This is a genomic window from Candidatus Enterococcus murrayae (genome assembly GCF_017315985.1).
Classification (GTDB): domain Bacteria; phylum Bacillota; class Bacilli; order Lactobacillales; family Enterococcaceae; genus Enterococcus_A; species Enterococcus_A murrayae.
In genome coordinates, this window is the sequence record NZ_JAFLVR010000004.1 from 137,516 (window position 1) to 153,981 (window position 16,466).

Below are 16,466 nucleotides of genomic sequence, written 5' to 3' on the forward strand. Positions count from 1 at the left end.
ATGATAGATCGTATTTTGCGAATAGAAAGGAGATCTTCGTGACTTATCGAAATAAGCCGCCATCATTAGCTGTTCTGTTGAAGGAATTACTCTTATCTATTTAATTAAATGAATACATTCATATGAAATAGGAGCATGCTACATGAGCGAGGAAAAGAAAAGTTTTATCTCATGGCCAGTACTAGCCATGATGTCGTTTGTTACTGTCATCGGTTTTGATGATATTATTTATAACTTTGCCAACCAGGGTCTGGGTGTCATCACTTCTTGGATTATTTTATTGCTATTATATGTGATCCCCTACTCTTTAATGGTTGGACAATTAGGTTCCGTTTTTAATCATGAAGGGGGCGGTCTGACTTCGTGGGTGCGAGGAACCAGCGGCGACCGTTTAGGCTATTTTACTGCTTGGACCTATTGGGCAGCGTCAATCCCTTACGTAGTCGATACAGCTAATGCTGTTGTTGTCGGTTTCGGCTGGCTGATCAACGGAAATGATTCAATGGAGGACAAAATGTCTAACTCCATGTTTGCTTTATTGACTTTCTGTGTTTTCCTAGCCTTTATTTTCTTGCAGCGTCATTTTAAGAAATCCTTGGAAGTGTTGAGCACTTTAGGAGGCAGCGCGATGTTCATCATGGCGATCTTATTCGTCTTTATGACCTTTGCTTCCTTGTTTATGCCAAACGGGCACATAGAAACACAGCCGATGAACCTTGGTGCGGTCATACCAAAATTTGATCTCCATTATTTGACGACGATTGGGCTATTGATTTATGCCATCAACGGTGCAGAATTAGTTGCACCATTTGTAACTCGGATGCGCAAACCGCAAAAAGAATTTCCAAAGGCGATGATCATGCTGACAGTCATGACAATTTTCTTGACGGTCTTTGGCTCTTTTTCATTAGGCGTTTTCTTCAATGCGCATCACTTGCCAAATAATTTGAAAATGAACGGATCTTATTACGCCTTCCAACGTTTAGGGGAATTCTTCCATTTAGGCAATGCCTTGATGTATATTTTCGCTGTTACTCAAATCATTTATATGTGTGCTCTTCTTGCTGTTTTGCTGGATGCTATGACACGCATGCTGATCTCTGATACCGGGAAACAATTCATGCCACAAAAATTGACCAAATTGAATGAGGATGGTTTACCGATCAATGGGTATATTTTAACGACCGCTCTAAGTGCCTTCATTCTGCTGCTAGGCGTCTTTTTGCCTGAAATGAACGATATCTTCAACTGGTTATTGAACCTGAACGGAATTATTTCTCCTGGTGTTACCTGCTGGATCTTCTACGCTTTCATCCGAATTCGTTTAAACAGCCGCAAATTCCAATCAGATTATGTTTTTATCAAAAATGATCGAATGGCTGTTTTTGTCGGCGGCTGGTGTTTAGTCGTCACTATTGTTGCTACCTTATTCGGCATCTTACCGCAAGACGCCCCTTACGGTTCCAGCCTATTCTGGCACGAGTTGATTATCAATATTGTCGGAATCGTCGTTTTGATTGGTTTAGGCTTTATCATGCCCAGCTTAGCCAAACGTGAACGAGAAAAAACGGCATAATCATTATTTTGTACGTATCAAAGACTGTCAAAGACTGACGATCCAGCCCTTTTCAAGGCTGAGAGCTCAGTCTTTTCTTATTGCTATTCAAAAAGATTTCGACTCGTGGTAAGATGATGTCTAAACAATGTTTAATTATTCTTTAATCGAAATCATAGAAACGGGTGAGTGTTATGTTGTTGTTGGGGTCATTGGTGAATTGTCTCGCGATCATGGCGGGGAGTTTTTCTGGTATCGTTCTGCGAAATATTACCGAACAGACAAAGGATACGGTAACAAAAGGAATCTCATTAGGCGTTGTTGCTTTAGCAATCCAAATGTCGATGCAGGCAAGCTCCTTTATCGTAATTATCATTAGTATTTGTCTTGGCGGGATGATTGGAGAATTTTTAAAGATCGAAGACTCGATGACTCGTTTAGGATTATTTCTGGAAAATCGCTTCGCCCGCGGCAATAGTAATTTTGCGGAAGGCTTCGTGACTGCAACCTTGATTTATGTAATCGGATCGATGGGAATCATCGGTGCCATCGAAAGCGGTGTTACTGGTAGTCACCAGACATTGTTCACTAAAGCGGTGATGGATGGCTTCATGTCGATCATGTTGACGGCTTCTCTAGGGATCGGCGTCCTCTTCTCAGCCTTTCCGGTATTGATCTATCAAGGAGCTATTACGATTTTTGCTAGTGTGATCGTCCGCTATTTACCAAAGGAACTATTAGATAGTCTCATGAATGAGATCAGTGCAATCGGCGGATTGATGATTCTAGCGATCGGCTTGAACGTAATGAAGCTAACTAAAATTCGTGTCTCTAATTATTTACCCGGAATTTTAGTCTTGATCACTATTATGGTCGTTCAATATTATTATTTTTAAATAGGCGAGCTAGCTCATAAGAGGAAACGAAACAATAAGCAGATAAAAGGCGCTTTGCTGCGCTCCTTTATCTGCTTATTCTTTTGACTAAATAATATTTCGTTGTACCGACCATGGGTACATCCTCCAGCTCACCGAAAACTTCATAGCCATGTTTTAAATAGAACCCTAATGCCTGATAAGCCTTCGTTGTCAAAGTAATAGTTTTTACTTTTTCCTGCTGCGCCTGCTCTTCAATCGCTTGCAGCAGTTCAGAGCCGATACCTAAATGCTGATGCTTATCGCTGACTCCAAGCAATGAAATATGCAGCGTATCGTACTGCTGCTTGCCTACAATACCGCCCGCTAATTGCTCATCGATCCAAGCACCGAAGGCTAGTGTCTTTTCACAAGTTTCTAGCTGATTATCCACAAAATGATGCGCATGCTGCTGCTCAAAAACTTTATCTAAAAAAGACATCAGTGCCTCTTTCTCACTCTTTCTAATTTCCAACTTCTCACTTCCAGTTCTGTTTAATCTTCTAACATGAAAATTCGCCAATGATTTGATTAAAGTAAAATATCCGTTTCAACAGCCATTTTACCATGCTTTTCGTAAAAGCAAAAAAATAATAATGAAGTAAAGATGATAAATAAAAAAAAGTCCATTAGAAATCTGTAAAGTGGAATATTTTGCAAAACATCTTATCTATACTTATAAGAAGAAATGTAAGCGCTCTATTTTAATGTCATGTGAAATTTTGCACGTAAACAGAAGGGAAGAACAACAAATGGCTGATAAGAAGATTCGCTGGTTCACTGTCTCAATGATTGCTTTTAGTATGGTTTGGGGATTCGGTAATGTCGTTAATAATTATGCCCAGCAGGGAATCTCCGTCGTGGTATCCTGGATACTGATCATGCTCCTTTATTTTATCCCTTACGCATTGATCGTCGGACAATTGGGCTCCACCTTTAAAACAAGTTCCGGCGGGGTCAGTTCGTGGGTTAAGGAGACCACTGGAAAAAGAAAGATTGCGTATTACGCCGCGTGGACCTATTGGGTCGTCCACATCACCTATTTAGCACAAAAGCCCCAATCTGTTTTGATCGCTCTGGGCTGGGTATTTAAAGGAAATGGTCAGGTCGCCACCGACATGAGTGTTCAAACTGTTGCTATCATCTCATTGATTATTTTTTTGATCTTTCTATTTCTTTCTACTAAGGGGCTGACCACGCTAAAAGTCATCGGGAGTGTGGCTGGTTCAGGTATGCTGATCATGTCGATCCTGTTCATCATTTTAGCTGTCACTGTTCCATTTATCGATCCTTCTTTTAAGACAGCTACACCAAATATGGGTGATGTAAAAACCTACATCCCTAATTTCAATCTAAACTATTTCGCTACCATTTCCATGCTGGTATTTGCTGTCGGCGGTGCTGAAAAGATTTCTCCTTATGTTAACTCGATCGATCATCCGACAAAGAACTTCCCAAAAGCTATGATCTTTATGGCAACAATGATTGGCTTAAGCGCAGTCCTAGGCTCCGTAGCCATGGGAATGCTGTTTGACAGCAACAATATTCCCGATGACCTGATGGCCAATGGTGCTTACAGCGCCTTCCAAATTTTAGGCAATCATTTAGGTGTGGGCAATCTTTTGATGATCGTGTATGGGCTGGCTCAAACAGCGGTTCAATCCTCGGCTCTGGCTTTTTCTATCGATGCGCCGTTGAAAATTTTACTATCGGACGCAGATCCAGAGTATGTTCCTCAATGGCTGCGCAGGAAAAATCAAAAAGGCACTTTAGTCAATGGCTATTTGCTGACTGGACTTCTTGTAAGTATTATCATTATTTTACCAATTTTCGGGATCAAGAGTATGAGCATTCTGGTCCAATGGCTGACCAATCTAAATTCCATCGTCATGCCGATGCGGTATATCTGGGTATTCTTCGCCTATATGATGTTGAATGCACAATATAAAAAATTCCATTCGGAATATAAATTTATCAAAAATCCAAAGCTCGGCTTCTTCGTTGGCTTTTGGTGCTTTGCCTTCACCATTCTCGCTTGTATCTTGGGAATGCTGCCAAAAGTCGATTATGCGGCCGACCCTAGCTCTTGGATGTTTCAATTGGTCTCGAATATCGTCACTCCAATCGTCTTGATCCTACTTGGTATGATCTTGCCGATGATCGCAAAACGCGAACAGCAAAAATTAACCTAACTACTTTCTTCCCTCCTCTATCTTTTTGTCTAAAACAAATTAGGCAAAAAGATAGTTTTTTTACTGATTGTAGGCAGGAAGAGTGGACTAATCACTATAGTTCAAATTCACTTTTTTGAAGTGTATACTAGATACAATCGATGCATAGAAAGAAGGCTCTTATGTCTGACTATTTGAATGACCTCAGAACATTTTGGAATGATTTTGCCCAGGAATATGAAGCGATCCAACAAGAATCTTCTTTTCCGATTGCTGAAGAACTGCGGGATTTTTTAATCCAAGAAAAGATTCTCCCCTGTCGGACCTTTTTGGATCTTGCAGGCGGCTCAGGCCGTTATTTATCTATACTGCAGAACGACGTAAAAAAATACGACTTAGTAGATATCTCTGAGGAAATGCTGAAGCTCGCTGCTGAAAAAGCGGGTGAGCATGTCCAGTTAATCAACCAAGCGCAAGAAATTTTTTTAAATCAAAACAAGCAGCACTATGAACTAGTTTTTTCAGCAATGAATCCCGCTCTACAAACCAAAGAAAATCTATTGGCGCTTTGCCAGGCCAGCACTGATTGGTGTTTACTTTTACGAGTGATAAAAGATGAGGACCAGCTCTTTTCTCCATATGAAGAAAAAAATCCTTATTTGTTATTAAATCAACGCTATCAAACTTTTCTAAAGGAACTGCGGATTCCTTATCGGACCAAACGATTTGCTTATACGAAATATGAACGAATCAGCCGCGAATTCTTTCAAGAGTACTTTGCAACTGATTTTTCGCCAGCTGAGTTGGCTCAAATCACAGAAAACACCTTTAACGCGACACAGCAAAAGAACAATCAGCAACTTCTTGTCTTTGAATTGATTTATTTTCGCGTACCAAAGACTTATAATGAACACGGCTTTTAACATTTAAGGAGGAATTTCGATGAAAGAACAAACATTTCAACGAATCAAAGAATTAACAGAGCTCGCCGGAACCAGCGGATTTGAGGAAGATATTCGCAGTTACATGCGCAACGCGATTACACCACTAGTCGATGAGGTGCAGCAAGACGGCTTGGGCGGTATCTTCGGACTTCGTCAAGCGGAGAAAAACAAACCGCGGGTGATGGCCGCAGCGCATATGGATGAAGTTGGTTTCATGTTGACAGAGATCACTCAACGGGGATTATTCAAGGTGGTGCCTCTAGGTGGATGGAACCCTTATGTCGTCTCAGCTCAACGTTTTACTTTAAAAACCAGCAAAGGAAACTATCCTTGTATCTCCTCTTCCGTACCACCACATTTATTAAGAGGAACGAATGGACAAGGACAGATCAAGGTCGAAGATATTCTTTTTGATGCCGGCTTTGAGTCAAAAGACGAAGCATTGGCTTATGGGGTCCTCCCCGGTGACACAATCGTTCCTCAAACAGAAACGGTCAAGACCGCAAACGGAAAAAATATTATTAGCAAAGCTTGGGATAATCGCTATGGCTGTACCGTTGTCTTAGAAGCGTTAGAAGCATTGCAAAAAGAAACCTTGGATTATACCTTGATTGCAGGCGCAAATGTGCAAGAGGAAGTTGGTTTGCGAGGAGCTAAGCCTGCTGTAACAAAATTTCAACCGGATTTATTCTTCGCAGTGGATTGTTCAGCCGCAGACGATTTAGTGACGACTAATGGAACCTTTGGTCACTTAGGAGAAGGGACGCTGCTACGTATCCAAGATCCTGGAATGATCTTACTTCCTCGTTTAAGAGAATATTTATTAGATACTGCAGAAACCCACAACATTCCTTACCAATATTTTGTTTCTAAAGGCGGAACAGATGCTGGTGCTGCTCAAACTGCGAACGAAGGGATTCCAAGTACAGTAATCGGAGTTTGCGGACGCTATATCCACACCCATCAAACGATGTTCAATATCGCTGATTTTGACGCCGCACGAGAAATGCTGATCCAGGTTTTAAAAGGCTTGGACGAAAGCACCATCAAGACGATCATTGCTGGAAAATAGGCTCTTAATAAAAAATAAATAACTATGAAAATAAGGAACTATCTAGGCTTTTCAAGCTAACTTGAAGGTTTTATTCCGTCAGTTCAGCTTTTTTCTTGCAATCGGAATTGTTTTCCGTTAGGATTTAATTATATTAATAACTCCTTAGGGGAGTAACCGGCAACATTGTTGTTGTGATATCAACAGTAAGTAAACCAGTGATGGTTTTCTGGTATCGTATGAAATGGTGAGACCTAAGACAAGTTTAAATACTTGCCTTGGGTCTTTTTTTGTCAGTTTTTTCACATCATGTGATGAGCTAGCTGCGAGTTTCAACTTCGTACTCTTAATATGTTAGTGGATCAGCTGCCATAAAGATTGCCGAATCAAGTGAATAAAAATTATTGGAGGATATAAATTGACAAAACAAGCGTATCAAAAAGAAACAAATGAATTGATGAAAGACTTCCTTACTGCACCTGAGGGTCTAAGTCAATCAGAAGCTAAACAACGTCTACAAGAAAATGGGCTGAATCTGCTGAAAGAGGCAAAGAAAAAATCCTCACTGACTTTATTTTTAGAAACCTTTAAAGATGCAATGGTCATCGTTTTGCTGATTGTCGCTGTCGTACAGATGGTCATGGGAGCACATGTTGAATCGATCGTCATCTTCGCCGTACTGCTATTGAATTCGATCGTAAGTGTGATTCAAACGAAAAAAGCAGAAGGCTCGCTGGATGCCTTGAAAAAACTTTCTGCCCCAGATGCTAGTGTTCTTCGCGAAGGACAAGAGCAGAGTATTCCAGCCAAAGAAATCGTGACAGGCGATATCGTCATTTTAGAAGCTGGTGATTATGTCCCAGCTGATGGTCGTTTACTTGAAGCTGGCTCATTGAAAGTTGATGAAGGCATGCTGACAGGCGAATCGACGCCAGCTGAAAAAGAAACTGTGAGCTTGAATAATCATGCCCCCATTGGTGATCGTATCAATATGGTTTTTAGCGGAACGATCGTGACTTATGGACGCGGAAAATTCTTGGTGACTGCTGTCGGCAGTAATACTGAGATTGGTCAAGTCGCCGGTTTATTAGAATCTACAACCGAGCAAAAAACTCCGCTTCAGCGTGGTCTGGAACACTTCAGCAAGAAACTAAGTTTTGCGATTTTGATTTTGTCATTAGTCATTTTAGGCGTTCAATTACTGCGTGTCTTCTTAGATGGCTCGACAGATATGACACAAGATATCGTAAATGCCTTTATGTTTGCTGTCGCTGTAGCCGTCGCTGCGATTCCTGAGGCACTACAATCGATCGTAACGATCGTTCTTTCATTAGGAACAAAAAAAATGGCAAAACAGCATGCGATTATTCGTAAGCTGCCCGCGGTAGAAACTTTGGGCTCAACTAGCATCATTTGTACTGATAAAACCGGAACCTTGACACAAAACAAAATAACAGTCGTTGACCATTTCTTAGCGGATGGGCAAAGCGGCGAATTTTCAAATGATCCGAAGCAATGGCAAGCAGATGAACAACGACTGATCGAGATCAGCGTACTGGCTAATGATGCAACGATCAGTGAAGATGGAACAAAATTAGGTGACCCAACCGAGATCGCATTGATTGACTACAGTGAAAAGCAAAATCAATCGTATCGTGAACTGCGGAAAAAGTATCCACGTGAAGCAGAACTGCCATTTGATTCAGATCGCAAACTGATGTCAACACTCCATACGATGAATCGGAAAAAAATTATGGTTACTAAAGGTGGGCCAGATATTGTCTTCGAACGCAGTACGAAAGTTTTACTTGATGGACAAGTCGTTAAGTTCACCTCGGAGCTTAAAGAACGCTTCCAAAAGCAGAACGAAGCCTTCTCTGAACGCGCACTGCGAGTCTTAGCTTTTGCGTACAAAGAAGTTTCAACTGATTCCTTAGTATTGAATGACGAAGAAGAACTTGTGTTAGTCGGCTTGTTAGCAATGATTGATCCCCCGCGGAAGGAGGTTTTCCAAGCGGTAGCCGATGCAAACTCTGCAGGTATTCAAACAGTGATGATTACAGGCGATCATAAAACAACTGCGGTTGCTATTGCTAAAGAGATTGGTATCTTCCAGCAAGGAGATCTTGCATTAACTGGAGCTGAGCTAGATCAATTGAGTGAAGCTGAACTCGCTGACCAACTGGAACAAATTACCGTTTATGCTCGCGTTTCACCAGAAAACAAGATCCGAATCGTACGCGCTTGGCAGGATAAAGGAAAGATTTCTGCCATGACTGGTGATGGTGTCAATGACGCCCCTGCTTTGAAGCAGGCGGATATCGGTATCGCAATGGGGACAGGGACAGATGTAGCAAAAGATGCTGCTGCAATGGTACTAACAGATGATAACTTTGCTTCAATCATTAAAGCAGTAGAAGTCGGACGAAATGTCTTCGATAATATCAAAAAGGCGGTTGCCTATCTCTTTGCTGGAAACCTAGGAGCGATTATCGCTATCGTTTTTGCCTTGGCGATTGGCTGGTCGAATCCCTTCACGGCTTTGCAGCTTCTCTTTATCAACCTAGTCAATGACTCCCTGCCTGCGATTGCATTGGGGATGGAAAAGGCAGAACCAACGATTATGAACCGCCAACCACGTGATCCAAACAGCGGAATTTTTACTGGTAAAACACTGATAGCTGTAACTTACCGTGGAATCTTGATTGCATTAGCTGTGATCATTGCTCAATGGATCGGAAATTACCAATCAGCTGAAATGGGCGTTGCGATGGCCTTCTCTACCTTGATCCTAAGTAGAACTCTGCAAACCTTTGCCGCTCGTTCAAATACACAAACGTCCCTGCAAGTTGGGTTGTTCTCCAATAAGATGGTCCTGCTTGCGATTCTAGTCTGTGCCGGGCTATTCAGTCTGACCTTACTACCGGGACTGCGTGAAGTCTTTGCTATTCCAACAGCCTTTGCTTTAAAGGAAATTGGCTTGGCGTTGGCTCTAGCAACTTCTGCTGTTTTATTGATGGAGATCACTAAATTGATTTTAGTGACGGGGCAGGAGCCAAAACCAAATACACAATTGAATAAATGCTAAACCCCAAAAGAGGCAGCGCCAAGTTGGCGCTGCCTCTTTTTGAGCTATAAAAATTGTTGTAAATATCGTTGAATCCGCGGATGATCACTTTCAAAGAAGGCTTGGCTGCTGCCATCAAAAGTAACCTGTCCTTCTTCTAGAAAAACAATACGGTCAGCAACCTTTCTGGCAAATTCTAAATGATGAGTCACAACGATCTGCCCATTACCTGATTCAGCCAAATCCTTGATTACCAGAAGCACCTCTTGTGCCAGCTCCGGATCCAAAGCACTCGTTGGTTCATCATAAAGCATGAACTCCGGCTCCATAGCCAATGCTCGTGCAATAGCAACCCGCTGCATTTGACCTCCTGATAATTGCTTTGGGTGTTCCTTCGCTTTATCCAACAAGCCAACTTTAATCAGCAACTGTTCCGCTTGCTTTCTTGCTTGCTCTTTTGAAACCTTCTTTACCTGTGTTGGTCCTTCCATAACGTTTTGAATCACCGTCAAGTGGGGAAAAAGGTTATATGCTTGAAAAACGATGCTGAAGTGTCCGCGATATTCCTTCAACTGGCGAAAAGACAAATTCTGGGGAAAAGAAAGATTGTCCTGATCAATTCTAATTCTGCCACTGTCGGGCGTCTCCAATAAATCGATTGAACGTAATAAAGTACTCTTTCCTGAACCAGAGGGACCTAAAATGACTGTAGTTTCACCTGGATGAAAGGTCAAATCTATTTCCTTCAAGACTTTGCTGCCATTAAAACTTTTATTTAATTTCTCGATTGTTAACATTTCTCTTCCTCCTAATAGACCATCCGTTTTTCAAGCACGGATTGCAGATAATTCAAGAAGGTACAAAAGATCAAATAGTAGACCGCCACCATGCTATACAGCAGTAATGGTTCGTAAGTACGGGCAGCGATCCGTTGAGCTGTCATAAAAATCTCAACAATCGTAATACTGGCTGCCAACGAAGTGTCTTTGACAAGACTGACAAAATTGTTGGATAAGGGCGGCAGTGCGATCTTGAAGGCCTGAGGCGCGATAATACGATACAAAATTTGCCAACGACTCATCCCCAAGGATGCTGCAGATTCATATTGACCCTGTGGGATCGCTAGTAACGCGGAACGAATGTTTTCAGAAGCATACGCACCAGTATTTAGTGAAAAGGTCAAAATCGCAGCTGTCCATGCATCCATTTGAATTCCTACTGAAGGAAGTCCAAAAAAGACGATAAATAACTGGACCAGCAACGGTGTCCCACGAAATACCCAAACATATAGAAAAAATATTCCGTTCACTAGGCGATTTTTTGAGACCCGAGCTAAAGCCGTAATCAATGCCAAGACCATCCCCAAAGCAAAAGAGACTAATGTCAAAGGAATCGTCATTTTTAGCAATGCCCAAAATAGCGGCAGCGCTGAGCTCTGAATGATATCAATCGTTCGTTCCATTTTACTTAATCCTTCCCTCTACTTAGAAATGTCTTTTTTGAAATACTTCTCTGACAGCTTAGTCAATGTGCCGTCCGTTTCTAATTCTTTGATCGCTTTATCGACCTTTTTGGCTAGCTTTTCGTCGCCTTTGTGGAACATTGCCGCTACCTCGGTTGCTTCATCTGAGGTCTTAACGATTTTGATTGGTGCATCCGACTTTTGATTTAGATAATCATAATACGTCACATCATCATTCAAAGTGGCATCTGCACGATTATCAGCAACCAATTCCACAGCTTTACTAAAACCATCGACGCTAGAGATTTTTGCGCCAAGCCCTTCTGCCATTTGCGCATAATTGCTAGTCAATGACTGAGCTGAGGTTTTGCCTTTTAAATCGGCGAAATCCTTGATTTCATTATTGTCCTTGTTTACGATCAGCGCTGGATGAGAAACAGAATACGGTGTACTGAACAAATATTTTTCCTCTCGTTCAGGTGTGATTGCTACTTGATTAAACACTACATCTGTCTTCTTAGCATCAAAGGCTGCTAACATTGAGTCCCATGGAGCCTCTACAAATTTGACTTTGTAATCGATTTTTTTAGCAACAGCTTTTGCCACATCTACATCGTAACCAGTCAACTTATCATTCTCATCTCGAAAAGAAAACGGTGAATAAGTTCCTTCTGTGCCAACACGTAAAATATTTTTTGAACTAGCTTCACTGTTGTTTTTTGACTGGCAGCCGGCTAAAAATAGCACCCCAATGACTAACATACTGGCAACTACAATAATTGATTTTTTCATTGTCTTCATTTCCCTTCAAAATTGTTCTTACTTTTAGTAAAGCTTTATTCCGCTGTCTCTTCACGAAGAGCTGCCGCAAAAGCCTGTTCCAAATCTGTTTGTAAATCTGTAATGTCTTCAATACCGACCGATAAGCGGATCAATCCTTCTTTGATTCCAGATGCTTCCCGTTTCTCCTGCGGAATCGAAGCATGAGTCATGACTGCAGGAACTTCGATCAAGCTTTCAACACCGCCTAAGCTTTCCGCTAGCGTGATTACTTTTAGTGACTCAACAAATTCCGCTGTCCTGCTTTCATCCACTAACTCAAAGGCTACCATACCGCCAAAGCCGCGCATTTGCCTTGCAGCGACTTCATGACCAGGGTGATCAGCTAAACCTGGATAGTAGACTTTAGCTACACCAGAATGAGCCGCTAAATAGCTAGCAAGTATTCCAGCATTCCTTTGATGGGCCTCCATTCGAACTGCTAGAGTTTTGATTCCCCGTTGCAGCAACCAACTATCCTGTGGGCCTAAAACACCGCCTATCGAATTTTGATAGAATGCTATTTTCTCAGCAAGACTCTCATTATTAGTCGTTGCAAAACCTGCCACCAAATCACTATGACCACCTAAATACTTAGTACCGCTGTGAAGCACAATGTCCGCCCCTAGTATCAATGGTTGCTGCAAATAAGGTGTAGCAAAGGTGTTATCAACGATTGTTATTAATTCGTGTTCTCTTGCCCATACCACACTTTTTTCCAAATCAATGATTTTTAATAAGGGATTGCTGGGAGTCTCTAAATAAAGTGCCTTGGTATGGTTCGTTAACGCATTCTCCAATTGTGATAGCTCACGACTGTCTACCATCGTGTAACTAAGGCCAAACGGCTTGAAGACTTTTTCCAATAAACGGAAAGTTCCACCATAAACATCGTCGCCTAAAATTAGATGATCTCCTGGTTGAAATAATGATAGCGTTGCGTGAATTGCAGCTAAGCCGGAGCTAAACGCAAAACCTTTCACACCACCTTCTAGTTCAGCGATCAATTCTTCTAATGCCAAACGTGTGGGATTGCCGGATCGAGAATATTCGAAGTCTCCTGGCTGACCTAATTTCTTTTGTCGGTAAGTCGAGGTTTGGTAGATTGGTACACTGACAGCTCCTGTCAACGGATCCTCACTAATTCCTCCATGAATCAATTTAGTTGATAACTGCATCGTTTTTCCTCCTGTTAGTTCTATTTTTTTCGTTCACCGGTTAAGCAACAACACATTACAACTCCCCCTATCTCAAATTTTGTGTATAAAAAAAGAGGTGCAAGCTATTAAAGCTGCACCTCTTAGATTCGTCAAAAAAATAGAATTTTTCTTCTTTTCAAACGAGTTCAGAACAGTTAATAGGCATGACAAATTCGTATGCTGCTTTTTTGCACCATACAACAACATGCTGATTCAACTGTTTGAAGATTACGTTTTGCAATGCTGTTTGCCATGAGTCCTGACCTCCTTAATTGATTGCACTCAATTTAGCATTAACAAAATAAGATGTCAATCAATTCATTCACAATTTTTTTTAAAATAACTGAGTTCTATTTTTTTACAGCACAAAAAGACTGGTTCCAAAATCAACTTTTTTAAGTTGAAAAGCAGTTCAAAAAAACCAGTTAATCTTCTATAGTTTTAAAACATCTGCTACAGAATAGTAGCCGGCTTCCTGATTGGCTAAGAAAATCGCACAATCACAAGCGCCTTTGGCAAAACCGCGCCAATCCGTCGCATGATGACTAATTTCCAACCGCTCTCCAAAGCCGCCAAAAAAAACAGTATGACTGCTAGGAGTGTCTCCCATGCGCACGGAATGATATCCGATCGATCCCGGTTTACGTTCTCCCGCTCCTTCCCGACCATAAACTGCTAGTTCAGGAAGTTTCGCGTCCAATTCATGAGCGATCAGCTCTCCCATTTCTTTTGCCGTACCACTAGGAGCATCTTTTTTCCAACGATCATGCATCTCCATGATTTCGATATCTGTTTCTTGTCCTATTGCAGAAGTTGCCAATTGCAGCAGTCGATTCATAACATTTACCAACTTAGAGGTGTTCGCGGCATATAGCATCGGAATCGTCCTGCCGCCTTGTCGAAACAGCTCCTTTTCTTCGGGACTAAAGCCAGTTGTCCCGCAGACCAAAGCTTTCTTGTATTCTTTTGCTACACGCAAAGTTTCCAGACCCATCTCCTTTGTGGAAAAATCGATGATCACATCACAGTCCTTAATGACTTCCGTTAAATCATCCACCACCGACACGCCAAGATCACGCCCAAGCATTGTCACCTGACCCAGATCTTGTCCAATATAGTCGCGCCCCTTTGGACCAACACCGGCAACCAGTGTTAATTCCTCACTATCAGCTGCAATCTGTGTAATCAAGCGTCCCATTTTTCCACGCGGTCCAATAATAATTGTTTTGATCAATTTTTTTCCTCCTACAAATTAGTAAAACGATTTCAAAAATAGTTTACCATGGGCAGGAAGTAAATAATCATTAAATTACCGCAACAAAGAACCCTCTTTCCAAAAAACAGGATTGGACAAAAATTATCTACGCTTCTTTCTTTTCTTGTCTTCCTTTTTATTTTTCTTCTTTTTTCGCGATTCACTTTTTTTCTTTTTTCCATACTTCGTCTCTTTGATCAATTCATCCTTATATTCCCGTTTCTTTTGCTTTTCACTCTTCGGTTTTTTATAAACAGTTTTCTGAGATGGTGCAGATGCCGTCACTTGCTTTTTAGGACTGGAAGTTGCTTGTTCTTCGGTCATAAGTGCTGTTGAATTACTATTTTTTTCAGACAACGCACCGACCTCTGCTACCTTTTCAGGCAACCGCTCACAATTCGCTTTCTTCCCCAATGCTTGACTAACATTTTCGACTTCACTTGAAGTATTTGTCGAGTGAGAGTCGCTGTTTACTATTTTGTTTTCTGTTGAAGGGTGTTCATCTACTGCCGCTTCCTCCTGTACCTTTTTCTTTTGTACAAGCGATTTGCGTGTGCAATTCACAATATCCGATTTCTCTACTTTTACAAACCTTCTAACCCCGGCTTTTTTAAAAATCGTCAATGTCGTCAAAAGCTCTAATAGCGCATCAGCCTTTTCTATCGCTATATTGGGATCAGCGTCGCCTAAATTCCAAGTGTGCAATTTACCATTTGCGTCCTCAAAAACCGAAATGAGTTTATATTGTTGACCGTTTAATTCTTCTACAGGAGTCGTTTTTTCTTGTAAATAATTTTTATATAAACGAAGAGATGTATCCACCTTATGGTATTCTTTGACGTTTTTAAACATCCGTGCTTTGACCAGTTTCCACTCTCCACGATCAAAGTAATTTTCAAAGAATGGGCAGAAACGGCGCAGTAAATCTGTCGGCTCTGCATGAAGGTATATTTCGTGTATCAGCTCTGCATGAAGGTATATTTCGTGTATCAGCTCTGCAAAAATCAGTGAGAAATCTCCGATCACGAAGGCATTTCTTATCATGACCGCAATGGCATATTCCACTACCGCAGCTGTATTTTGTGTATCCTGATAAAAAGTCTGTACTTTCCCTTGTAAAGATTCTCGTTTCATTCCAAAAATTTGTCGTTGACCTAATGTTTTCGTTTGCATTAATTTCTTCCTCTCCGTATATAATTTGTATTTTTTACTTTCTTCATAGCTTCAAAAATAAGATACTCCAAAAAAAGTAAAAATTATCTATACGGACTTAAAAAAATAACTCAAAATCATTCATATTTTTTTACGAAATGAATAATTACAACTCATCGTTAAATAAAAAAACACCTGAGATGTTTCTCTCAAGTGATTTTAAAGACTATTAGAAGAACATTTTTAAGAATGACCACAAGTAACGCAATAGGCGAAACAAAATGAATAAGAGGAAAATATTTCCAAAAATAAAGCTGAATGCATTACCTGCACTGGCCTTAAGGTTGCTCAAGGTAAAGCGTCTTAAGAAACGCGGCATGGAGTTATAGCCATTACGTTTCAATCGAAAGCTTTCTTCATAGGTGAGATCAAGCATGTCATAATACACAATCTGCAATGGCTCTCGAGAAAAGAAAGCTTTGGAAAAGCCAACCATCAGTGTGTACTGCTTACTATTAGAAGGCAAGTTTCGCACACCTTTTTTATTGATCCGAACCTTCTCGTCATCATCTACCACATTGTAACTGTACTCTTCTTCTTGAATTTTATGGATTTGCACCTCAGGCTGGTTCTCTTCAAGAAAGGCTTGGTAGACCTCCGAAAATTTTTGCTTTTCTAAAAAAAGATAGACTCCCAGTCCAACAATCAGCAGCATCAGTAAAATATTCAAAAACAAATTATCTTGAAAAATTCCACTATACGCCATGATGATAATTAACGCAGCTCCGCAGATAACAATACGTTTCCAATAATAATTCTGATACATGATTCTGATGGTCCGTTCATAGTACTCAAAATCGGATGCAGCAAAATTCAT

At 41.0% G+C, this 16,466-nt stretch carries 14 protein-coding genes; 6 read left to right on the forward strand and 8 right to left on the reverse strand.

Annotated elements, in window-relative coordinates:
- The first annotated feature begins 142 nt into the window (after positions 1–142).
- Positions 143–1,576 (forward strand): amino acid permease, encoded by a 1,434-nt coding sequence (locus JZO85_RS02330; RefSeq protein WP_207106890.1) that lies wholly within the window; start codon positions 143–145, stop codon positions 1,574–1,576.
- Between the two features lie 173 nt (positions 1,577–1,749).
- Positions 1,750–2,451: a DUF554 domain-containing protein gene (locus tag JZO85_RS02335; protein ID WP_207106891.1), complete on the forward strand. Its 702-nt coding sequence runs from the start codon at positions 1,750–1,752 to the stop codon at positions 2,449–2,451.
- Positions 2,452–2,518: 67 nt separating this feature from the next.
- Here the strand turns inward: JZO85_RS02335 and JZO85_RS02340 are convergent, their stop codons facing one another.
- Complete coding sequence (locus tag JZO85_RS02340; RefSeq protein WP_430732909.1) at positions 2,519–2,911, reverse strand: GNAT family N-acetyltransferase; 393 nt, start codon at positions 2,909–2,911, stop codon at positions 2,519–2,521.
- A 310-nt stretch (positions 2,912–3,221) separates the two neighbouring features.
- On the opposite strand from JZO85_RS02340, the gene JZO85_RS02345 reads away from it, so the two are divergent.
- The 4 genes from JZO85_RS02345 (at position 3,222) to JZO85_RS02360 (ending at position 9,723) form a co-directional block, all read left to right on the forward strand.
- The gene (locus tag JZO85_RS02345; RefSeq protein ID WP_207106893.1) at positions 3,222–4,661 is read left to right on the forward strand and encodes an amino acid permease; all 1,440 of its coding nucleotides are present in this window, start codon (positions 3,222–3,224) and stop codon (positions 4,659–4,661) included.
- A 161-nt stretch (positions 4,662–4,822) separates the two neighbouring features.
- The gene (locus JZO85_RS02350; protein WP_207106894.1) at positions 4,823–5,563 is read left to right on the forward strand and encodes a methyltransferase domain-containing protein; all 741 of its coding nucleotides are present in this window, start codon (positions 4,823–4,825) and stop codon (positions 5,561–5,563) included.
- A gap of 19 nt (positions 5,564–5,582) precedes the next feature.
- A complete protein-coding gene (pepA, locus tag JZO85_RS02355; protein WP_207106895.1) occupies positions 5,583–6,656 on the forward strand; it encodes a glutamyl aminopeptidase in 1,074 nt (357 codons plus the stop codon).
- Between the two features lie 397 nt (positions 6,657–7,053).
- The gene (locus JZO85_RS02360; protein WP_207106896.1) at positions 7,054–9,723 is read left to right on the forward strand and encodes a cation-translocating P-type ATPase; all 2,670 of its coding nucleotides are present in this window, start codon (positions 7,054–7,056) and stop codon (positions 9,721–9,723) included.
- Between the two features lie 44 nt (positions 9,724–9,767).
- Here JZO85_RS02360 and JZO85_RS02365 read toward each other — a convergent pair whose 3' ends face one another.
- The 7 genes from JZO85_RS02365 to JZO85_RS02395 form a co-directional block, all read right to left on the reverse strand.
- Positions 9,768–10,499 carry an amino acid ABC transporter ATP-binding protein gene (locus JZO85_RS02365; RefSeq protein WP_207106897.1) on the reverse strand — a complete coding sequence of 244 codons (732 nt, stop codon included), beginning with the start codon at positions 10,497–10,499 and terminating at the stop codon, positions 9,768–9,770.
- Positions 10,500–10,510: 11 nt separating this feature from the next.
- Positions 10,511–11,164, reverse strand: coding sequence for an amino acid ABC transporter permease (locus JZO85_RS02370; protein WP_207106898.1), 654 nt, complete (start codon positions 11,162–11,164; stop codon positions 10,511–10,513).
- An 18-nt stretch (positions 11,165–11,182) separates the two neighbouring features.
- Positions 11,183–11,956 carry an amino acid ABC transporter substrate-binding protein gene (locus JZO85_RS02375; protein ID WP_207106899.1) on the reverse strand — a complete coding sequence of 258 codons (774 nt, stop codon included), beginning with the start codon at positions 11,954–11,956 and terminating at the stop codon, positions 11,183–11,185.
- Positions 11,957–12,000: 44 nt separating this feature from the next.
- Positions 12,001–13,161, reverse strand: coding sequence for a cystathionine gamma-synthase (locus JZO85_RS02380; RefSeq protein ID WP_207106900.1), 1,161 nt, complete (start codon positions 13,159–13,161; stop codon positions 12,001–12,003).
- A 454-nt stretch (positions 13,162–13,615) separates the two neighbouring features.
- Positions 13,616–14,416, reverse strand: a complete 801-nt coding sequence (gene dapB, locus JZO85_RS02385; RefSeq protein ID WP_207106901.1) for a 4-hydroxy-tetrahydrodipicolinate reductase — start codon at positions 14,414–14,416, stop codon at positions 13,616–13,618.
- A gap of 123 nt (positions 14,417–14,539) precedes the next feature.
- Positions 14,540–15,610: a glycosyltransferase family 1 protein gene (locus JZO85_RS02390; RefSeq protein ID WP_207106902.1), complete on the reverse strand. Its 1,071-nt coding sequence runs from the start codon at positions 15,608–15,610 to the stop codon at positions 14,540–14,542.
- 208 nt (positions 15,611–15,818) lie between these two features.
- Complete coding sequence (locus JZO85_RS02395; RefSeq protein ID WP_207106903.1) at positions 15,819–16,466, reverse strand: hypothetical protein; 648 nt, start codon at positions 16,464–16,466, stop codon at positions 15,819–15,821.